At 69.2% G+C, this 17,461-nt stretch carries 20 protein-coding genes; 13 read left to right on the top strand and 7 right to left on the bottom strand.

The window, feature by feature from the left end; all coding sequences use genetic code 11:
* Window positions 1-42: 42 nt before the first annotated feature.
* Together ABSL23_RS13560 and ABSL23_RS13555 are read right to left on the bottom strand one after the other, a co-directional pair.
* Complete coding sequence (locus ABSL23_RS13560; RefSeq protein ID WP_353634126.1) at window positions 43-1,842, bottom strand: DEAD/DEAH box helicase; 1,800 nt, start codon at window positions 1,840-1,842, stop codon at window positions 43-45.
* A 187-nt stretch (window positions 1,843-2,029) separates the two neighbouring features.
* A complete protein-coding gene (locus ABSL23_RS13555) occupies window positions 2,030-3,961 on the bottom strand; it encodes an aldehyde ferredoxin oxidoreductase family protein (RefSeq protein WP_353634125.1) in 1,932 nt (643 codons plus the stop codon).
* Between the two features lie 173 nt (window positions 3,962-4,134).
* On the opposite strand from ABSL23_RS13555, the gene ABSL23_RS13550 reads away from it, so the two are divergent.
* Genes ABSL23_RS13550 through ABSL23_RS13540 form a run of 3 tightly spaced genes read left to right on the top strand, consistent with a single transcriptional unit; the run spans window position 4,135 to window position 5,065 of the window.
* A complete protein-coding gene (locus tag ABSL23_RS13550) occupies window positions 4,135-4,521 on the top strand; it encodes a hypothetical protein (RefSeq protein ID WP_353634124.1) in 387 nt (128 codons plus the stop codon).
* The gene (locus ABSL23_RS13545; RefSeq protein ID WP_059057161.1) at window positions 4,518-4,802 is read left to right on the top strand and encodes a ubiquitin-like small modifier protein 1; all 285 of its coding nucleotides are present in this window, start codon (window positions 4,518-4,520) and stop codon (window positions 4,800-4,802) included. Before ABSL23_RS13550 ends, ABSL23_RS13545 begins: the two co-directional genes overlap by 4 nt.
* Entirely contained in the window at window positions 4,799-5,065 is a 267-nt protein-coding gene (locus ABSL23_RS13540) for a hypothetical protein (protein ID WP_059057160.1), read from the top strand. The genes ABSL23_RS13545 and ABSL23_RS13540 overlap by 4 nt, the downstream gene beginning before the upstream one ends.
* On the opposite strand, the gene ABSL23_RS13535 is transcribed toward ABSL23_RS13540, so the two are convergent.
* Entirely contained in the window at window positions 5,062-5,421 is a 360-nt protein-coding gene (locus tag ABSL23_RS13535; protein ID WP_059057159.1) for a hypothetical protein, read from the bottom strand. The two genes, ABSL23_RS13540 and ABSL23_RS13535, sit on opposite strands and share 4 nt — an antisense overlap.
* A 100-nt stretch (window positions 5,422-5,521) precedes the next feature.
* On the opposite strand from ABSL23_RS13535, the gene ABSL23_RS13530 reads away from it, so the two are divergent.
* Window positions 5,522-5,920, top strand: coding sequence for a MoaD/ThiS family protein (locus ABSL23_RS13530; RefSeq protein ID WP_353634123.1), 399 nt, complete (start codon window positions 5,522-5,524; stop codon window positions 5,918-5,920).
* Here the strand turns inward: ABSL23_RS13530 and msrB are convergent.
* Together msrB and ABSL23_RS13520 are read right to left on the bottom strand one after the other, a co-directional pair.
* On the bottom strand, window positions 5,917-6,354 hold the full coding sequence (gene msrB, locus ABSL23_RS13525) for a peptide-methionine (R)-S-oxide reductase MsrB (protein ID WP_353634122.1): 438 nt from the start codon (window positions 6,352-6,354) through the stop codon (window positions 5,917-5,919). The genes ABSL23_RS13530 and msrB overlap by 4 nt on opposite strands.
* A 44-nt stretch (window positions 6,355-6,398) precedes the next feature.
* Window positions 6,399-7,034 (bottom strand): dienelactone hydrolase family protein, encoded by a 636-nt coding sequence (locus ABSL23_RS13520; RefSeq protein ID WP_353634121.1) that lies wholly within the window; start codon window positions 7,032-7,034, stop codon window positions 6,399-6,401.
* Between the two features lie 142 nt (window positions 7,035-7,176).
* Here ABSL23_RS13520 and ABSL23_RS13515 point away from each other — a divergent pair, with 142 nt between their 5' ends.
* Together ABSL23_RS13515 and ABSL23_RS13510 are read left to right on the top strand one after the other, a co-directional pair.
* On the top strand, window positions 7,177-7,539 hold the full coding sequence (locus ABSL23_RS13515) for a helix-turn-helix domain-containing protein (RefSeq protein ID WP_059057155.1): 363 nt from the start codon (window positions 7,177-7,179) through the stop codon (window positions 7,537-7,539).
* Between the two features lie 193 nt (window positions 7,540-7,732).
* A complete protein-coding gene (locus ABSL23_RS13510) occupies window positions 7,733-8,116 on the top strand; it encodes a DUF5820 family protein (RefSeq protein WP_353634120.1) in 384 nt (127 codons plus the stop codon).
* Window position 8,117: 1 nt separating this feature from the next.
* Here the strand turns inward: ABSL23_RS13510 and ABSL23_RS13505 are convergent, their stop codons facing one another.
* Entirely contained in the window at window positions 8,118-8,579 is a 462-nt protein-coding gene (locus ABSL23_RS13505; RefSeq protein WP_353634119.1) for an ATP-binding protein, read from the bottom strand.
* Between the two features lie 449 nt (window positions 8,580-9,028).
* Between ABSL23_RS13505 and ABSL23_RS13500 the strand changes: the two genes are divergently transcribed.
* Window positions 9,029-9,475 carry a UPF0179 family protein gene (locus ABSL23_RS13500; RefSeq protein WP_353634118.1) on the top strand — a complete coding sequence of 149 codons (447 nt, stop codon included), beginning with the start codon at window positions 9,029-9,031 and terminating at the stop codon, window positions 9,473-9,475.
* Here the strand turns inward: ABSL23_RS13500 and ABSL23_RS13495 are convergent.
* Window positions 9,418-10,254, bottom strand: a complete 837-nt coding sequence (locus tag ABSL23_RS13495; protein WP_353634117.1) for a succinylglutamate desuccinylase/aspartoacylase family protein — start codon at window positions 10,252-10,254, stop codon at window positions 9,418-9,420. The genes ABSL23_RS13500 and ABSL23_RS13495 overlap by 58 nt on opposite strands.
* Before the next feature lie 101 nt (window positions 10,255-10,355).
* On the opposite strand from ABSL23_RS13495, the gene ABSL23_RS13490 reads away from it, so the two are divergent.
* From ABSL23_RS13490 to ABSL23_RS13465, 6 genes are all read left to right on the top strand, one after another.
* Entirely contained in the window at window positions 10,356-10,838 is a 483-nt protein-coding gene (locus ABSL23_RS13490) for a DUF309 domain-containing protein (protein WP_059057151.1), read from the top strand.
* A gap of 43 nt (window positions 10,839-10,881) precedes the next feature.
* The gene (locus ABSL23_RS13485) at window positions 10,882-11,301 is read left to right on the top strand and encodes a DUF5684 domain-containing protein (protein WP_353634116.1); all 420 of its coding nucleotides are present in this window, start codon (window positions 10,882-10,884) and stop codon (window positions 11,299-11,301) included.
* A 55-nt stretch (window positions 11,302-11,356) separates the two neighbouring features.
* Window positions 11,357-12,502: a galactonate dehydratase gene (gene dgoD / locus ABSL23_RS13480; RefSeq protein WP_353634115.1), complete on the top strand. Its 1,146-nt coding sequence runs from the start codon at window positions 11,357-11,359 to the stop codon at window positions 12,500-12,502.
* 163 nt (window positions 12,503-12,665) lie between these two features.
* On the top strand, window positions 12,666-16,253 hold the full coding sequence (locus ABSL23_RS13475) for an MMPL family transporter (RefSeq protein WP_353634114.1): 3,588 nt from the start codon (window positions 12,666-12,668) through the stop codon (window positions 16,251-16,253).
* Window positions 16,250-17,002 (top strand): helix-turn-helix domain-containing protein, encoded by a 753-nt coding sequence (locus ABSL23_RS13470; RefSeq protein ID WP_059057147.1) that lies wholly within the window; start codon window positions 16,250-16,252, stop codon window positions 17,000-17,002. The genes ABSL23_RS13475 and ABSL23_RS13470 overlap by 4 nt, the downstream gene beginning before the upstream one ends.
* 32 nt (window positions 17,003-17,034) lie before the next feature.
* The gene (locus ABSL23_RS13465; protein ID WP_353634113.1) at window positions 17,035-17,460 is read left to right on the top strand and encodes a GNAT family N-acetyltransferase; all 426 of its coding nucleotides are present in this window, start codon (window positions 17,035-17,037) and stop codon (window positions 17,458-17,460) included.
* Window position 17,461: the final 1 nt, after the last annotated feature.

The following is a 17,461-nucleotide window of genomic DNA, read 5'->3' as shown; positions in this document are numbered from 1 at the left end:
GCGCCTGCCGGCGGCTTAATGGCCGGGGTTGGGGCAGTCCGCTCAGGCCTGTTCGCTCCCGGACTCCGTGACGCGGACGCCCTTCGCGGCGAGGTGGCGCATCCGGCTGCGGGCGTCGTCCTCCTCCTCGGTGCCGCGGGTCGCCAGCACGAACAGAAGCGACTGGCCGCCCGGCCGCATCGTCCGGCCGGCGCGCTGGGCGCCCTGCCGGCGGCTCCCGCCAAGTCCCGAGGCGACGACGGCGAGCTCGGCGTCCGGCAGGTCGATGCCCTCGTCGCCGATGCGGGAGACGACCAGCGCGTCCAGCGCGCCCGTGCGGAATCGGTCGAACAGCGCCTCGCGTTCGGCGTGCCGCGTCTCCCCGCTGACGAACGGCGCGTCGATGGCTTCGGCGAGCCGTTCGCCCTGTTCGAGGTAGTCCACGAACACGAGCGCCTGCTTGTCGGCGTGCTGGCGGAGCAAGTGCTTCACTTCCTCGTCTTTCGCGGGGTTCTCGGCGGCGAGCCGGCGGCGCGTGTGCCCGCTCTCGGCGGCGTACTCGTAGCGGGCGTCGTCGTCGCGCCACGGCACGTACCGAATCTCGACGGTCGGTTCGGCGACGTAGCCCGCGTCGAACAGCGCGTCCCAGTCCGTGCCGATGGGCGGCCCGACGAGCGTGTAGATGTCTTCCTCCTTGTCGTCCTCGCGGACGGGCGTCGCCGTGAGCCCGAGGCGGTGCTTGCTCTGGAGGTCCGCCGACCGGCGCGCGACCTCCGCGGGGATGTGGTGGACCTCGTCGTAGACGACCAGCCCCCACTCGCGGTCGTCGAAGACGTGGCGGTGGCGGTCCATCCCCGCGGTCTGGTAGGTCGCGATGGTGACCGGGCGCACGTTCTTCGTGCCGCCGTGGTACTCCCCGATTTGGTCGCGTTCGAGGCTCGTGTGCGCGAGCAGTTCCTCGCGCCACTGCGCCGCGAGTTCGCGGCTCGGCACCAGAATCAGCGTCTCGCCGCCGACGGCTTCGAGCACGCCCATCGCGGCGACGGTCTTCCCCGACCCCGGCGGCCCGACGAGCACGCCCGAACTCGCGTCCACGAACCGCTCGACCCAGTCCTGCTGGTAGTCCCGGAGGTCGAGGTCGAGGTCGACGTCCAGCGGCTCCCCGGATTCGAGGTCGCGCTCGTCCTGGACGGGGTAGCCGGCCTCGTAGAGCGTGCGCTTCAATTCGGCGACCTTGTTCTCGGCGACCCACGCCTCCGTGTCCGAGATGGGCGCGCGAATCACGTCGTCGGCGAGGTGCTGGTCGGCGACGTTCCCGAGCAGGCTCTCGGTCTTCGCTTCGAGGACGACGTAGCCGTCCTCGTGGGTGACGAGGCGGAACCGCGTCGCGCGCGTCCACTGCTCTTCGACCCAGTCCTTGAGGCCGGGGCAGTCCCGCGGGAGCACGCGGTCCATCGCGTCGAGGAGGTCGTCCAGGCTCTCGAACGGCGCCGCCCACACGTCCTCCTCGCGCACCACGTACCGGTAGCTCCCCGAGCGCGTCGTGTCCGCGAGGTGCGCGAACCGCGACAGCTGCGCGCGCGTGAACTGCGCGGGCTGGTCGACGACGATTTCCCGTCGGTCCGGGAACGGCACCACGCGCTCGCGGTCGGTGAGTTCCAGCCAGTCCCGCGGGTACCACACCACGGGGTCGTTCTCCACGTCCGCGCGCTCCACGTCGCCCGACTCGGCGAGTTCCGCCAGCGCCTCCGCGGCCGCCGCCTGCGTGCAGTCCAGTTCCCGAGCGACCTGCGCGGCGGTCGCGACCGGGCGACCCACGGCTTCCAGCGCGTCGTGGAACGCCTCCTTGGAGATGTCAGTCACTACGCGAGGTACGGCGCGCGCGAAAAAACGGGTTTCGGGTCTAGGTGTCGGCGTCTTCGATTAGTTCATCTGCTACTCGGACACCTGAAAGCCCTCGCCCTTTCAATCCACCAGGGAACGGCCGTTGAGCACTCGTCGCTACGTCGGTAGGTCGGACAGCAAAAGAACGTGAAAGTCGGGTAGAGTGTTAGTCGTCCGCCGAGGCCGCACCGCCCGCGGAGACGCCCGTGCCGGGGCCGAAGTCGATGCCGAGGTCGTCGAGCTTCTCGTCGGGGACGACGCCGTCGACCCAGCCGCGGTCGCGGTAGTACTCGTCTTTCATCTTGTCGAGCTCGCAGAGCTCGCCCTCGATGCCGCCGCCCGCGGGCACCGCGTCCTCGGCGCCCTCCACGAAGCGGTCCGGGAGCGTGTCGTCGTCGCCGTCGAACCCGGCGAGGTTGTTGTAGTACCGTTCGAGGTTGTAGATGCGCTCGCCGACTTCGAGGAGGTCCTCCTCGCCGACGTCGCGGCCGGTCATGCCGTTGTACTGGGCGATGTACTCCTGGACGCCCTCCGCGAACGCGTTGAACTTGCAGATGTCGAAGGAGTCCGAGATGGCGTGGAGGTCCTGGAAGGTGGCGGTGAGTTCGCCCTTCCCCTCCCAGTCCGTGGGGTCGACTTTCTCCGGGACGCCGAGAATCTCGGCGGCGGGCGTGTACCCGCGGAGGTGGCAGCCGCCGCGGTTCGAGGTCGCGTACCCGATGCCCATGCCCTTCAGGCCGCGCGGGTCGTAGGCCGCGATGGACTGCCCCTTCACGTCGAGGCGGCAGTCGTGGGCGCCGAGCTCCTCGGCGGCGCGCTTCTGCCCCTCCGCGAGGGTGTTCGCGAGGTCGCCCTCGCGCTCGCCGATCTTCTCGATCATCTCGGTCATCGCGTCGAGGTCCCCCCAGTCGATGCCCTCGCCGTCGATGTAGCCCTTCTCGGTGGCTTCCATCGCGAACGCGAGGAGGTTCCCGGTCTCGATGCTGTCGATGCCGAGGTCGTTACAGCGGTCCATCATGACCGCGATCATGTCGCGGTCGTCGTTCATGGAGTTCGGACCGAGCGCCCACGCGGGCTCGTACTCGTAGGACTCCATGCGGACGTTGAGGTCCTCTCCCTTGTGGTTGACGTCGACCTCGACTTCCTTCTTGCAGGCGACCGGACAGGAGTGACACGTCGGGTCGTCGACGAGGATGTTCTCCTCGACGTTCTCCCCGGAGACCTTCTCCGAGTCGATGTTGGGCTCGTCGGGTTCGGCGTCGGCTTCCGTCGTCGTGGACGTGAACCGGCCGTTCCGCGTGGGGAGGCCCTCCATCTCCTCGGTGAGGTTCATCAGCACGTTCGTCCCGTAGACGGAGAGGCCGCCCTCGTTGGGCGCGGTGACGTCGGACTCCTGAATCGCCTGCATCGCGGCCTTGTGGCCCTCCATGAACGTCTCGCGGTCGGCGGGCTTGGGCATGTCCGTGCCGGCCTTGACGACGACCGCCTTGAGGTTCTTCGAGCCCATGACGGCGCCGGTGCCGCCGCGGCCGGAGGCGCGGTCGTCCTCGTTGATGATGCAGCCGTATCGGACTTCGTTCTCGCCGCCCGGTCCGATGGCCATCGCGGAGAGGTTCTTGCCGTACGACCCCTCGACCTCTTCTTCGAGGTCGTCGAGCGTGCCGTGGATGCCCTGCCCCCAGAGGTGGCTGGCGTCGCGGAGTTCGAGTTCGCCGTCCTCGACGACCGCGTAGACGGGGTCGTCGGCTTTCCCCTCGAACAGCAGGCCGTCGAAGCCCGCCCACTTGAGGCGCGCGCCGCTCCACCCGCCGTGGTGGGAGTCGGTGACGGTGCCCGTCAGCGGGGACTTCGTGACCACCGCGATTCGGCCGCTCATCGGGGTCTGCGTGCCCGTCAGCGGCCCAGTCATGAACGCCAGCAGGTTCTCCTCGGAGAGCGGCTCGACGTCGGGGCCGTTCTCGAAGACGTACTTCACGCCGAGGCCGCGCCCGCCGATGTACTCGCGGGCGTCCTCGTCGTCGATGCTCTCGTAGTCGATGTCGCCGGCGCTGAGGTCCACGCGAGCGACGTTGTCCTGATACCCACCTAGGTCGGTCATAGTTAGTGCTCTATCGTTACATACGGACTGTTGCGTCATAGTGATTCCCACGACAGCGTGAACGGTACCGGTTACAATTGCGGCATCGACCCGACCGCCGTCTCCGACTCTCGGTTCCGGCAGTCGTCGGAACCAGCGGGGGATTTATGCTCGTCGGCGCGCCACGACGAACCATGGAAACGGTGTCACTCGGCGTCCCGGAACCGATTCTCGACTCGCTGCCCGCCGACAGCGAGGACACGCGCAAGGACATGCAGCAGGCTGTCGCCGGCTGGGAGCGCCGCATCAACGACGCCATCGAGGCCGCGGACTCCGACGAGGAGGCGGTGTCGTACGTCGTCGACGCCGTCGAGCGACTGGAGTCCCGGCTGGAGCGCTTCGACGAGTTCATCCCGGAGCTTCGCGCGTGGGGCCAGTCCCCGATTTACGCCATCTCGTGGCGGAACCTCTACGCGGAGCTGGTCGCCCAGCTCTACGACCACGACGAGCTCGGCGCGGCGCTGGACCGCGAGCGCAACCAGCGCCTCGTCGAGGACGGCATCAGGTTCGGGAGCGCATGAACGTCGAACTGCGCTTCTTCGCGACGTTCCGGCAGGCCGTCGGCACGAAGGTCGTCGAGCGCGAGTACGACGCGGGCACGACCGTCGGCGACGTGCTCCGCGAACTCGAAGCCGAGTACGAGGGACTGGAGGGCCAGCTCGTGGAGAACGACGACCTGCGCCCCCACATCAACGTCCTCAAGAGCGGGCGGGAGGTGCTCCACCTCGACGGCATGGAGACGGCACTGGAGGACGGCGACCAGTTGAGCATCTTCCCGCCGGTGGCGGGCGGGCACCGATGAGACGCGAGAAGGAGTTCCGCGGCATCTCGGTGCGGCTCGCGCGCAACTACCTCGAGAGCCTCGGCGGCACGGCCGTCGACGACCACACCGTCGAGGGCGACGGCTGGCGCGCGGAGCTGTCCGCGGAGAAGGTCGCCATCGGGCCGTCGATGGAACTCACGGAGGTCACGGTCGCCTTCGAGGCCGACGAGGCGTTCGGGGAGGACGCCTTCGACGAGCTAATCGAGGACTTCCGCCGGAAGGCGATGCGCGCGGGCGGCTAACGTTCGACCGTTTCGAGGCTGTCAATCAGGCGTCGGGAGAACTCGACCTCGGTGAGGTCGCCGTCGGCGAGCGCGACGAACCACGACTTCTCGGCGCGCCAACTGCCCAGCGGGTCGTCGTCGAGGTCAGTCACTGTCGCTTCGACGCTGCGCACCGGCCAGTCGCGGCGGTCGAACAGCTTCCGGAAGTCGTTGACGACGTCGCCGACCTGCTGGTGGGGAATCTCGCCGTTCGCGTCGGCGGCGGCAGACTGGTAGGTGACGAAGTAGGTGTCGTCGTCGACGGCGACCTCGCGGAGGTAGCAGCCGTGGTTCGTGAGCCGGGATTCGAGCGCGAACTCGCGGTCCTCGTCCATCACTTCCAGCGTCGCCCGGGAGCGCCATAGGCGTTTCAGTCCCGGAAGCGCGAACACGTTCGGGACGTGGCTTACCGGCGTGAAGGGAGAACGCGTCAGTATGAGCGTCCAGCACAGCGACCGAGCCGAAGCCACGACCCAGACGACGGTGGAGGTCGGCGCGACCGGGCACGTCCGCCGCGAACTCGGGACGCACGAGATAGAGTTCACCTTCGAGGGCGACACGCTCGGGGAGTTCCTCGACGCGTTCTTCGAGAAGTACGGCCTCGAAGACATGCTGCTCGCGGAGAGCGAGGAGGAGGAGACGGCCGCGACGTGGGCGAACTACCCCGGGGACCCACCGGGGCGCTGGGAGCGCAACCCCGAGGGCGAGCGCACTCGCGCGTACGCTCGCGTGCTCGTGAACGGCCGGTTCAACGAACTGCTCGACGGGTTCGCCACCGAACTGGAGGACGGCGACCGCGTCGCGCTCACGTATCCGTTCTCGTACTGCTTCTAGTCCTCGGGGTCGAAGTCCAGCGCCGCGGAGTTGATGCAGAACCGTTCTCCCGTGGGTTCGGGGCCGTCCTGGAAGACGTGCCCGAGGTGGCCGCCGCAGGTCGCGCAGACGACTTCCGTGCGCTCCATGCCGTTGCTGTGGTCGGGGCGGCGCTCGACGGCGTCGCTGTCGGCGGCGTCCCAGAAGCTCGGCCACCCGCAGTGCGCGTCGAACTTCGTGTCCGCGTCGAACAGCAGTTCGCCACAGCCCGCACACCGGTACGCGCCGTCCTCGTCGCGGTCGACGTGCTCCCCCGAGTAGGGGCGCTCGGTGCCGGCGTTCCGCAGAATCTCGTACTCGGCGTCGCCGAGTCGCTCGCGCCACTCCGCCTCCGTCTCGGGGAGGTCGCTGGCGTCCGCACTGCCGGTATCGGCGCTGTCACTGGCGTCGCTCATACTCACTGGTAGCGGCCGGCCGCGGGTAAACGTACAGGTCGCGGCTACAGCCCGCCGACGATGTCGGCGGCGTGCTCCAGTTCGTCCTGATTGACGGTGTGGCCCATCCCCTCGTAGATGCGCTCGGTGACGTCGGCGTCCATCGCCTCGAAGGCGTCGCGGGTCTCGTGGACGCGCTCCTCGGGGATGTGGGGGTCGCGGTCGCTGCATCCGAGGAAGACCGGGGTGCCGTCGAGGTCGCCGTCGTAGTCGTACGTCGTCCCCTCGGGGCCGTGGAGGCCGCCGGAGAACGCGACGAACCCGCCGTACTCGCGGGGGTTGCGCGCGAGGAACTCGCTGCCGAGACACGCGCCCTGCGAGAACCCGAGGAGGGCGACGCGCTCGGCGGGCACGTGCTCGGTGACGTCCTCGAAGACGTCGTTGACGAGGCCGAGCGCGGAGCTGAACCACGGCTCGTTCTCCTCGGTCGGTTCGAGGAAGCTGTTCGGGTACCACGTCGCGCGGGCGGCCTGCGGCGCGACGAACGCGGTGCCCTCGCTGGGGAGGTCGTCGGCGAATCCGAGCATTCCCTGCGCGCGAGCGCCGCGGCCGTGCAGGAGGATGACGGCGCTGTCGGCGTCTTCGAGGGCTGGGCCGCGGGACTCGACTGGCTGTCCGGCGTGGGGGTCGGCGTCAGTCATACCACCCGCTAGGTCGCCCACACGTAAACCGTTCAGCTAACCTCGGGGCCAGCCGGTGACGGTGGCGTCACCCCCGGCAGTGTCACTCTGACACCTGATTCCAGTCGGAACCACTATGGGCGCCCGCTGCGTACGGTCGAGCATGGCAGACGAGCGATACAGCGAGGAGGCCTGCAGCGTCATCGACTCGCTGGAGCAGATCGGCTCCCAGTGGCGGCTCATCGTGCTCCACGACCTCCAGGACGGCGAGAAGCGCTTCAACGAACTCAAGCGCTCGACGGACGCCAGCTCGCGGACGCTCTCCCGGGTGCTCGACGACCTCCAGGAGATGGGGTTCGTCGACCGCCGCCTCGAAGAGGAGTCCCCGGTGGCGACGTACTACTCGCTGACCGCGAAAGGCGAGTCGCTGTTCCCGGTCTTCGACGCCATCGAACAGTGGGCCGAGGAGTGGCTCGGCGACGACGCCGACAGCGTCGAAGCCGCGGCGACGCTGGCCGACTCCTGACTCCGCGACCGCGAACGGCGGGGGTGCGGAGTGAAAGTGAAACGACCTGAGTTGCGACGTAAATCCCGCCATTTCTACGCTTCTGCGGCCTGCAAGAGCTGGATCAACCACGACTCCGAGCGGCTCCACTTTCACCTGCGGCTCCGTTGCCGCGAACCGGCAGACCTTACGGCGCTCGCGGGGTAGGACGCCCATGACCGCGTTCGACGACCTCCCCGAGGGCTGGCGGGTGTGGAACGACGACGAGGACGGCGCGATTCTCGTCTACCGGCCCGACGTCTTCGACACCCAGCAGTTCCCCGCGCCCTGCCTCCCGACGATTCGCGTCGCGCGCCGCCCGCCCACCGAGCGCAAGCGCCGCTCGCACTCCGCGCCCGACAGCTGGTTCGTCTCCCTCCGCCTCGAACCCGAAGTCCGCGTGAAGGACGCCGACGCCCGCTACGAAACCCGGGACGCCGCCGACGCCGGCGCAATCGACCTCGCGGCGCGCTTCGACGCGGGCGACGTCGACTACCGGGACGCCTACCAGCTCCCCCGGGACGACTACCTCGACGAGCTCGACGAGCTCACGGGCTGACTCACTTCTCGACTGTATCGGCCTCCACGAGCCACGACTGCACGCGCTCGTACGCGAGGTCCACCGCGGTCTCCACGCGCAGGACGTCGGTGTCCACGGTGAAGTCGGCGTCCGGCCAGTCGAACTCGTCGTAAATCACCTTCACCGCGCGCTCCGAGACGCCGTCTCGCTCGTGGTTCCGGCGGATGCAGGTGTCCCGGTCCGCGGTCACCAGAATCACGTTCACGTCCGGGAACTCCCGGATTCGCTGTTGCCACTGCGCCTCGTAGAACGTCCCGTCGAGCAGCCAGTTCGCTTCGGGGGATTCGGCGACGCGCTCGAACAAGTGGTCGTACACCGGCGTCGAGAGGTCGTCCGTGTGAATCACCCGAAAGTCGTAGCGGTCGGCTTCGAGGTGTCGATTTAGGCCTAGTGTGACTGTGGTGTTCCCCGCGCCCGGCGGCCCGCACACGACTAGTATCACACCTAGGCTGTCGGTGCTCGGTCGGGTAGCTGTTCGGGCTAGGTCTAGTCTTCGTGCGAGCGTTCGCAGGAGTGGCCGACAACACTACCTCGAAAGCCCCGGGCCGCTCGGTGCTCCGGGACTCGCTGCGCGCGCTCGCTGTGCTCGCGTGCTTGCTTCGTCCGGGAGCAGCCGACCGGCCCGCCCCTTTCAGTCCACCCAATTACCGGCTGGCCAACCGGCTACGGGCGGACTGAAAGGGGCGGGTCGCTCGGCGAAGTACGCCGAAGCAAGCACCGAGAGAGCGAAGCGAACGAGGCGCGCAGCGAGGCGCACGAGTCGAGCGACCCGGGGCTTTCGAGGTGGTGTCTTCTGGGGCCGCCGTATCGCGTCGAGTACGTTCACGCCAAACGTTTCCTGCTCGTCCTGCTGGCGAGGGGCTTAACCACGCGCGAGCCGAATCCCCGGGCATGTCTATCACGTTGCTCGGGTCGCGGCTCGCGGAGCCGGGCACCGAGTTCGTCTACCGCGGGGAGTCGTCGGCCTGCGAGGGGTGCCCGTACCGCAAGCAGTGCCTGACACTCGAAGAGGGCGTGCGCTACGAGGTCAGCGAGGTCCGGGAGGGCGGGCAGGTACTCGACTGCGCGGTCCACGACGAGGGCGTGGTCGCGGTGGACGTGGAGCCGACGTCCGTGAAGGCGAACGTGCCGTCGAAGGGCGCGTACGCCGGGAGCAAGGGGAAGCTAGCGGGGCCGTGCCCGCACACCGAGTGCCCGAGCCACGAGTACTGCGAACCCGCCGGTGCCGCGTTCGACGAGGAGTACCAGATTCAGGAGATAGTCGGCGACCCGCCCCACGACTACTGCGCGCTGGACAGGGAGTTGACGCTCGTGGAGTTCGCGCCGTCCGAGGACTGACCGACGGTGCCGCGGTGCTGGCCGCGGTAGCCGAACTGGCCGGCGTAGCCGTACGGCGAGAGGAGGACGGGATAGAAGGGGTCGTCGGCGACGAGTTCGTGGCCGTCGGCGGCGGCGAACGTCTCGCCGCGCTCGACGCGCTCGAAGTTCTCGACGAACACCTCGTACTCGTCGGCCGGGGGTTTGGGAATCGACTCGCCCATCTCGAAGACGGGAATCTCGCGTTCGACCGCGCTCCCGGGGAGCGCGCCGACCGCGGTGAGGAACTCGCGCGCGAGGCGGAACGCGTTCTCCGCGGCCGTCTCCGTCCCTTGGAGGCCGGCTTCGGCCTCGATGATGTCCGCGTCGGACGCGAACAGCCGGCCCTCGCCGAAGCCCTGCGTGTCCACGGTCGCGACGACCGGGAGCCGGGGGACGATGTCCGAAATCGAGCCGTCGAAGCCCGCGGTGATGGCGAACGGGTCGGCGTGGGACTGCGTGGAGTGCAGCGACAGCACCGTACACCCACGAATCTCGTCGGCGAGGCGGTGGGCGAGTTCGACCTCGTGGGCGTCCTCGGGGACGTCCTCGCCGAACGAGCGGTTGAGGTCGGCGTCGAGGTAGCGGACGTTCGCTTCGAGCGCGCGCTCGTTGGCGACGACGAGTTTCACCGGTTCGAGCACGTCGAGGTCGGCGTCGAGCAGTCGCTGGACCGCACGCGCGCCGCAGGGCTCGTCGCCGTGGACGCTCCCGACGATTGCGACTTCGGGTTCGCCGTCGCCTAGCTGTTCGACTCGCATCGTCACGTCGTAGCGGACGCGGACGCATAGGGGTTGCCGTTGCGGCTATCGTGGCGCGCCCACCGACGGGACTACGGCCCGCCAGCCCGAACCACCGCGTGATGGACGACCACACCCGCGACCCGAGCGTCGCGCCGCCGCTGGGGAACCCGACCGGCTGGCTGGCGGACCGCCGGGTGTGGGAGCACGCGACGCTGCGGCGCGCGACCGAGCACGGCGTCCGCCTCTACAACAGCGGGGAGTTCCACGAGTCCCACGACTGCTTCGAGGACGAGTGGTACAACTACGGCAGCGGCACCACGGAGTCGGCATTCCTTCACGGAATGGTGCAGGTGGCGGCGGGCGCGTACAAGCACTACGACTTCGAGAACGACGACGGGATGCGGAGCCTCTTCCGGACGGCCCTCCAGTACCTCGACGGCGTGCCCGGCGACTACTACGGCGTGGACGTCGACGACGTGCGCGCGACGCTGCGCGCGGCGCTCGACGACCCGAGCGCGCTCGACGGCTGGGGCATCCGCGTGGACGACGCCGCGCCGACCGCGTACCCCGCGGACTACGAGTACGTCGAGCAACTGGAGTGACTCCCCGGAGTTTTTTCCGTGGGTACGGCTGTAGTAGGCTTGAATGACATTCGACACGCTCCTGTTGCCCCTCCAGTCGAGCGCCGGCGACGCGGTCGCTGGACTGTTCGCACTGCTGTTCGCGCTGGTTGTCTTGGTCGCCGTCGTCGGCGGAATGTGGCTGACGTTCTCGAAGGCCGGCGAGCCCGGCTGGGCGGCCATCGTCCCGATTTACAACGTCTACGTGATGCTCAAAATCGGCGGCAACGAGTGGTGGTGGCTGCTGTTGCTGTTCGTCCCCCTCGTGAACGTCTTCGTGACGGTGAAGATGTCCATCGACGTCGCGAAGTCGTTCGGCTGCGGCGTCCTGTTCGGCATCGGGCTGTGGCTGCTCCCGGTCGTCTTCTTCCCCGTGCTGGGCTTCGGCGACTACGACTACCGCGGCCCCGGCGGCTCCGGCCCCAGTAGCGGCCAGTCGTTCTGAGCGCTCGCGGGCCTGACCGGAACCACTAACGGGCGTCCGGTCAGTCCTCGACGTAATGCGAATCACTGACTACGAGCTGTTCCACGCCGCTCCGCGGTGGCTGTTCCTGAAGGTCACGACCAGCGACGGCACCGTCGGCTGGGGGGAGCCGGTCGTCGAGGGTCGCGCGAAGACCGTCGAGGCGGCCGTCGAGGAGCTGTTCGAGAGCTACCTGCTCGGCGAGGACCCGACGCGCATCGAGGACCACTGGCAGGCGATGTACCGCGGGGGGTTCTACCGCGGTGGCCCCGTCCTGATGTCCGCCATCGCGGGCGTCGATCAGGCGCTCTGGGACATCAAGGGGCAGACGCTGGGCGCGCCGGTCTACGAACTGCTCGGCGGGCCGGCCCGCGACCGGGTCCGCGTCTACCAGTGGATCGGCGGCGACCGTCCGGACGACGTCGGCGAGGCCGCCGCGGAGAAGGTCGAGTCGGGGTTCACGGCGCTGAAGATGAACGCGACCCCGGAGATGCGCCGCGTGGACAACCCGAAGGCCGTCGACGAGGCCGTCGACCGCATCGCCGCCGTCCGGGAGGCGGTCGGCGACGAGGTGGACATCGGCGTGGACTTCCACGGTCGCGTCTCGAAGCCGATGGCGAAGCAGTTGGTCGCCGCGCTGGAGCCGTACGACCCGTTCTTCGTGGAGGAGCCCGTGCTCCCCGAGCACAACGACGCGCTCCCGGAGGTCGCGGCGAAGACGACGACGCCCATCGCGACGGGCGAGCGGATGTACTCGCGGTGGGACTTCAAGGAGGTCTTCGAGCAGGGGAGCGTGGACGTGATTCAGCCGGACCTCTCGCACGCCGGCGGCATCACCGAGGTGAACAAGATCGCGTCGATGGCGGAGGCCTACGACGTGGCGCTGGCGCCCCACTGCCCGCTCGGGCCGGTGGCGCTGGCGTCGTGCGTGCAGGTGGACGCCGCGGCGCCGAACGCGCTGATTCAGGAGCAGAGCCTCGACATCCACTACAACGAGGGCAGCGACGTGCTGGACTACCTCGAAGACCCGTCGGTGTTCGAGTACGAGGACGGCTACGTGGACCTCCCGGAGGGGCCGGGGCTGGGTATCGACGTGGATGAGGACGCGGTTCGCGCGGCCGACGAACCGGACTGGCACAACCCGGTCTGGCGCCACGAGGACGGCGGCGTCGCGGAGTGGTAGACAGGAGGTAGCGCCGGGATTCGGCCGCGTCAGCCGGCCAGTCGCCGAGCCTCGCGTGCCGCGAGCAGTCGTCGCTCCTTTCGGTGTGTTTATGTACGACGTAGCTGTCAGTATAGCCCGAGAACCACGCTGTCAGTATGATACTACCAACAGAACACCGGGGGTGGCTGGCGTGAGCCGCATCGGCGACGCCGCCGCCTTCGTCACGAACCACAGCAAAGCCATCATCGCCGTGATGCTGGTGTTGACCGTCCTCATCGGCGCCGGAGCGGGCGACGTCCAGCAGTCGTCGTCGCTGGACCAGTTCCAGACCGAGAGCGACGAGTCACAGAAACTGGACTACATCGAGTCGAACTTCAGTTCGGGCGCGGAGAACGCCACGACCGTCCAAGTCGTCGTCCGCGACGACAACGTCCTCACGAAGGACGCGCTCGTCGGGACGCTGGAGTACGAGCGCGCGCTCTACGACAACGAGACGGTCAACGAGACGCTCGCCGACGACGGCGCCATCACCGGCATCGCGAACGTCGTCGCGACGGCGTCCATCCAACAGGAGGAGGGCCGCGAGCTACAGGCCACCCTCCAGGAGTTCGAGCAACTGAACGAGACCGTCCAGTCCGAGCGGGCGGCGCTCGAACAGCGGTCCGCGGCGCTGAACGCGACCGCCGAGTCGCTGCGCGCGGAGCTCACGGTGCTCCGACAGAACCCGGACGCGAGCGTCGAAGCGGCGTTCGACCGGGTGCGCGCGAACTCCTCGGTGAACCTCACCGACAGCCACTACGCGACCTTCGAGCGGGCCGCCGGCGACCTCCGGAGCGCGCAGAGCCAGTCCGAAGTCGAGGCCGCCTACCGGCTCGGCACGCGCGGCGTCCTCGAAGCCGAGTACGCGGCGCTCGAAGAGCGCTCGAACGAACTCGAGTCGCAGGCCCAGCGCCTCCAGACGCTCGGCGAGGAGCTACAGACCCAGCGCGCGACCTACGAGAACGCCAGTAACGCGACGCTGGACGAACAGCTCGCCCAGCTCCAGTCGCTGAACGACTCGGAAGTCGAGTCGCTGGTCGCCACCGTCCTCGGCGGCGGGCAGAACGGCGGCAACGGCCAGTCCGTGTTCGGCCTGATGCCGACGTCCTACGAGCCCGGCTCGACCACCGCGGAGGCGACGATGCTCGTCGCCACCCAGCAGACCGACAGCGAGGCGCCCGCGGGCGGGCCGACCGGCAGCGAGACCATCGTCGACGCCCAGCTCGCGATGCAGGACCTCGGCGACGACCGCGCGCAGGAGTTCCTCGTGTTCGGCGGCGGCATCATCACCCACGAGATCGACTCCTCGATGACCGACAGCCTGCTCATCGTCGGGCCGCTGGCCATCCTGTTCGTGCTCGTGGCGCTGGCGGTCGCGTACCGCGACGTCCTCGACATCCTCCTCGGGCTGTTCGGCATCGGCGCCGTGTTGGCGTGGACGTTCGGCTTCATGGGACTGGCCGACATCTCGTTCAACCAGATCATGATCGCGGTGCCCGTGTTGCTCATCGGGCTCTCCATCGACTACGCGATTCACATCTTCATGCGGCACCGCGAGGAACGCCTCGGCGCCGTCGACGACCCCGACCGCCCCGCCGACCCGCGCGGGTCGATGCGCGTCGCGCTCGCCGGCGTCGGCGTCGCGCTCGTGTGGGTGACCGCCACCACGGTCATCGGGTTCCTGTCGAACCTCACCAGTCCGGTGCCGCCCATCGGCGACTTCGGCGTCGTCTCCAGCGTCGGCATCGTCGCCGCGCTGCTGGTGTTCGGCGTGCTGATTCCCGCGATGAAGGTCGAACTCGACGCCTTCCTCGAATCGCGGGGCTGGGACCGCAAGAAGCGCGCGTTCGGCACCGGCGGCGGCCGGTTCAGCGAGGTGCTGTCGTTCGGCTCGAAGGCCGCCCGGAAGGCGCCCGCCATCGTGCTGGTGCTCACGCTGCTCGTGACCGCCGCGGGCGCGTACGGCGCGACGAACGTCGACACGTCGTTCAATCAGCAGGACTTCCTCGCGGAGGACCCCGCCGACTGGATGAAAGACCTCCCCGAGCCGTTCGCGCCCGGCGAGTACACCGCCAAGGCGAACCTCGAGTACGTCAACGACCGGTTCTCCCCGGAGAACTCCCAAGCGCAAATCCTAATCGAGGGTGACGTCGCCAGCGACAGGTCTCTAGAGCGGATACAGGCGGCCCGCGACGCCGCCGCCGAGCAGAACGTCACGTACACGCTCGCGAACGGCGAGCCCGGCGTGCAGGGGCCGCTGTCGACGATGCAGGCGGTCGCGGCGTCCAACGAGTCGTTCAACGAGACGTTCCACGCCGCGGACACCGACGGGAACGGCGTCCCCGACCGGAACGTCGAAGCCGTCTACGACGCGCTCTACGAGACCGCGCCCGAGCAGGCCGGCTCGTACATCCACCAGACCGACGACGGCGACTACGCGGCGGCGCGCCTCGTCGTCTCCACGCAGGGCGGCGCGTCCGGCGGCGAAGTCACCGAGCAGATGCGCGACGTCGCGGACGTGGCCTCCGGCGACGGCCTCGAAGCCACCGCGACCGGCAGCGCCATCCTGAACAAGATCGTCCAGGACCAGCTACTGGACACTGTCATCCAGAGCCTGCTCGTGACGCTCGTGGCGGTGTTCGCGTTCCTGATGGCGACCTACCGCCTGACGGACGGGAGCGCGACCCTCGGCGCGGTCACGCTGCTGCCCGTCGTCCTGAGCGTCGCGTGGATTCTGGGGACGATGTACGTCTTCGGCATCCCGTTCAACGTGCTCACGGGGATGATCACGAGCCTCACTGTCGGGCTCGGGGTGGCGTACAGCATCCACCTCAGCGAGCGCTACATGCAGGAGCTGGAGCGCACCGACACCGTCTGGGAGGCGATGCGCACCGCCGTCACCGGCACCGGCGGCGCGCTCCTCGGGAGCGCCGCGACCACCGTCGGCGGGTTCGGCGTGCTCGTGTTCGCCATCCTGCCGCCGCTCCAGCAGTTCGGCATCATCACCGGGCTCACCATCGTCTACGCGTTCCTCGCGGCGGTGCTGGTGTTGCCGACGCTGCTCGTCCTCTGGACGAAGTACCTCGGCCCGGAGGACGCGAACTTCGGCGGTGACGGCGACGATCCCGACCCGCCAGCGGACGACGGTGACGACCCGAGCACGACGGCGAGCGCCGAGCCGGTCGTCGACGCGGAGACGGCGCCGGCGGCCGCCGCGACAGCCGACGCAGGCACCGACGAACCGACGCGGACGCTCAGCCGCGACCTCGTCCAGCCCGGCGGCACGCTCACCGCGACCGTCACCGTCCCGGCGCGGGACGGCCGCGTCGTGCTCACGGAGACGGTTCGCGGCGGCACCGTCGAAGCCCTCGACACCGACCCCGAGCCGGTCGAGGCCGTCGCGGACGACGACACCGTCTACGTCGCGTGGCGCCTCGACGGCGAGCACGCCTCGGCCAGCTACGAGGTTTCCGTCGCCGAGACGGCGCCCGACGGCTCCGAGGTCGAACTCTCCGGCCGCGTGCTCGCGGACGGCGACGAGCGGACGGTCGCGGGCGACGACGGCGCCGCGGTCGTCGCGGACATCTTCGAGCGCGTGTTCGCGCAGGCGGACGTCACCGACGACGACCTCGCGGAAGCCAGCGCCGCCTTCGCGGACGGCGAGCTGACCGCCGACCAGTACGACCGCGTGGTCCGCGAGTGGGCGCGCGAGCGCCCGGAGGGCGAATGAACGACGAGGACGCCGTCGGCGCGCTCAAGCGCCTCGGCCTCTCGACGTACGAAGCCCGGGTGTTCGTCGCGCTCCAGAAGCTCGGCACCGGCACCGCCAGCGAGGTCGCGGACATCGCGGACGTGCCGCGCTCGCAGGTGTACGGCGCCGCCGAGGACCTCGAAGGGCGCGGGCTCGTCGACGTCGAGCAGTCGAACCCGACCCGCTACCGGCCGGTCGGCGTCGAGGAGGCGCGCGAGCGCCTCTACCGCCAGCTCCGCTCGGAGAGCGACGCCGCCTTCGACTACCTCGAATCGGTCCGCGAGGAGTACGGCGCCACCGAGGAGAGCGAGTCCATCTGGACGGTCCGCGGGGACGCGAACGTCGTCTCCCGGACCGCCCAGCTCGTGGAGTCCGCCGACGACCACGTCGTCTACGGGACCGACGACGTCTCACAGCTCGAACCCGCGGTGCGGGACGCGCTCGCGGCGGCCGCCGACGCCGGCGTCGCCGTGACGGTCGTCAGCGAGTCCGAGGCCGTGCTCGACGTCGCGCGGGACCTCGGCGCTCGCGGCGTCTCCGTCGCCCACCAGCCGACCCCGGAGATGGGCGCCGAGCGCGTCGTGATGGTCGACGACGCCGCGGTGCTGGTGAGCGTCGCCAGCGACGACGGCACCGAGACCGCGTTCTGGAGCCGGGATACCGGCTTCGCCGCGATGCTGTCGTCGCTTCTGGGCGAGTTCGTCGCGGACGTCGCCGGCGAGCAGTAGGGGTTTTCCGGCTCGCCGCCCGACGCTCTCCTATGCCGGTCGTGCGAGCCGACACCGACGCCCGCTACGAGGACGCCCTCAGCGTCAGGTACGCCGTGTTCGTGGACGAGCAGGGCGTCCCGGAGGACCTCGAAGTAGACGAGCACGAGGACGACGCCACGCACTTCGTCGCCTACGACGACGGCGAGCCCGTGGGGGCCGCGCGCCTCCGCGAGTACGACGACGGCGTGGGGAAAGTCGAGCGCGTCGCGGTCCGCGAATCACGCAGGGGCGAGGGCTGGGGCGCGGCGCTGATGGACGAACTCGAAGCGACTGCCAGCGAGCGCTACGACGAACTCTACCTCCACGCCCAGTTGCCCGCCGCGGGCTTCTACGACGACCGCGGCTACGTCCGCGAGGGCGAACAGTTCGAGGAAGCGGGCATCCCGCACGTCGCGATGCGGAAACGGCTCTCGTAGG

This window comes from Halobacterium sp. NMX12-1 (genome assembly GCF_040435975.1).
Lineage (GTDB): Archaea > Halobacteriota > Halobacteria > Halobacteriales > Halobacteriaceae > Halobacterium > Halobacterium hubeiense.
Note: the sequence above shows the minus strand (reverse complement) of the source record. Positions and strands in the feature narration are given on the sequence as shown.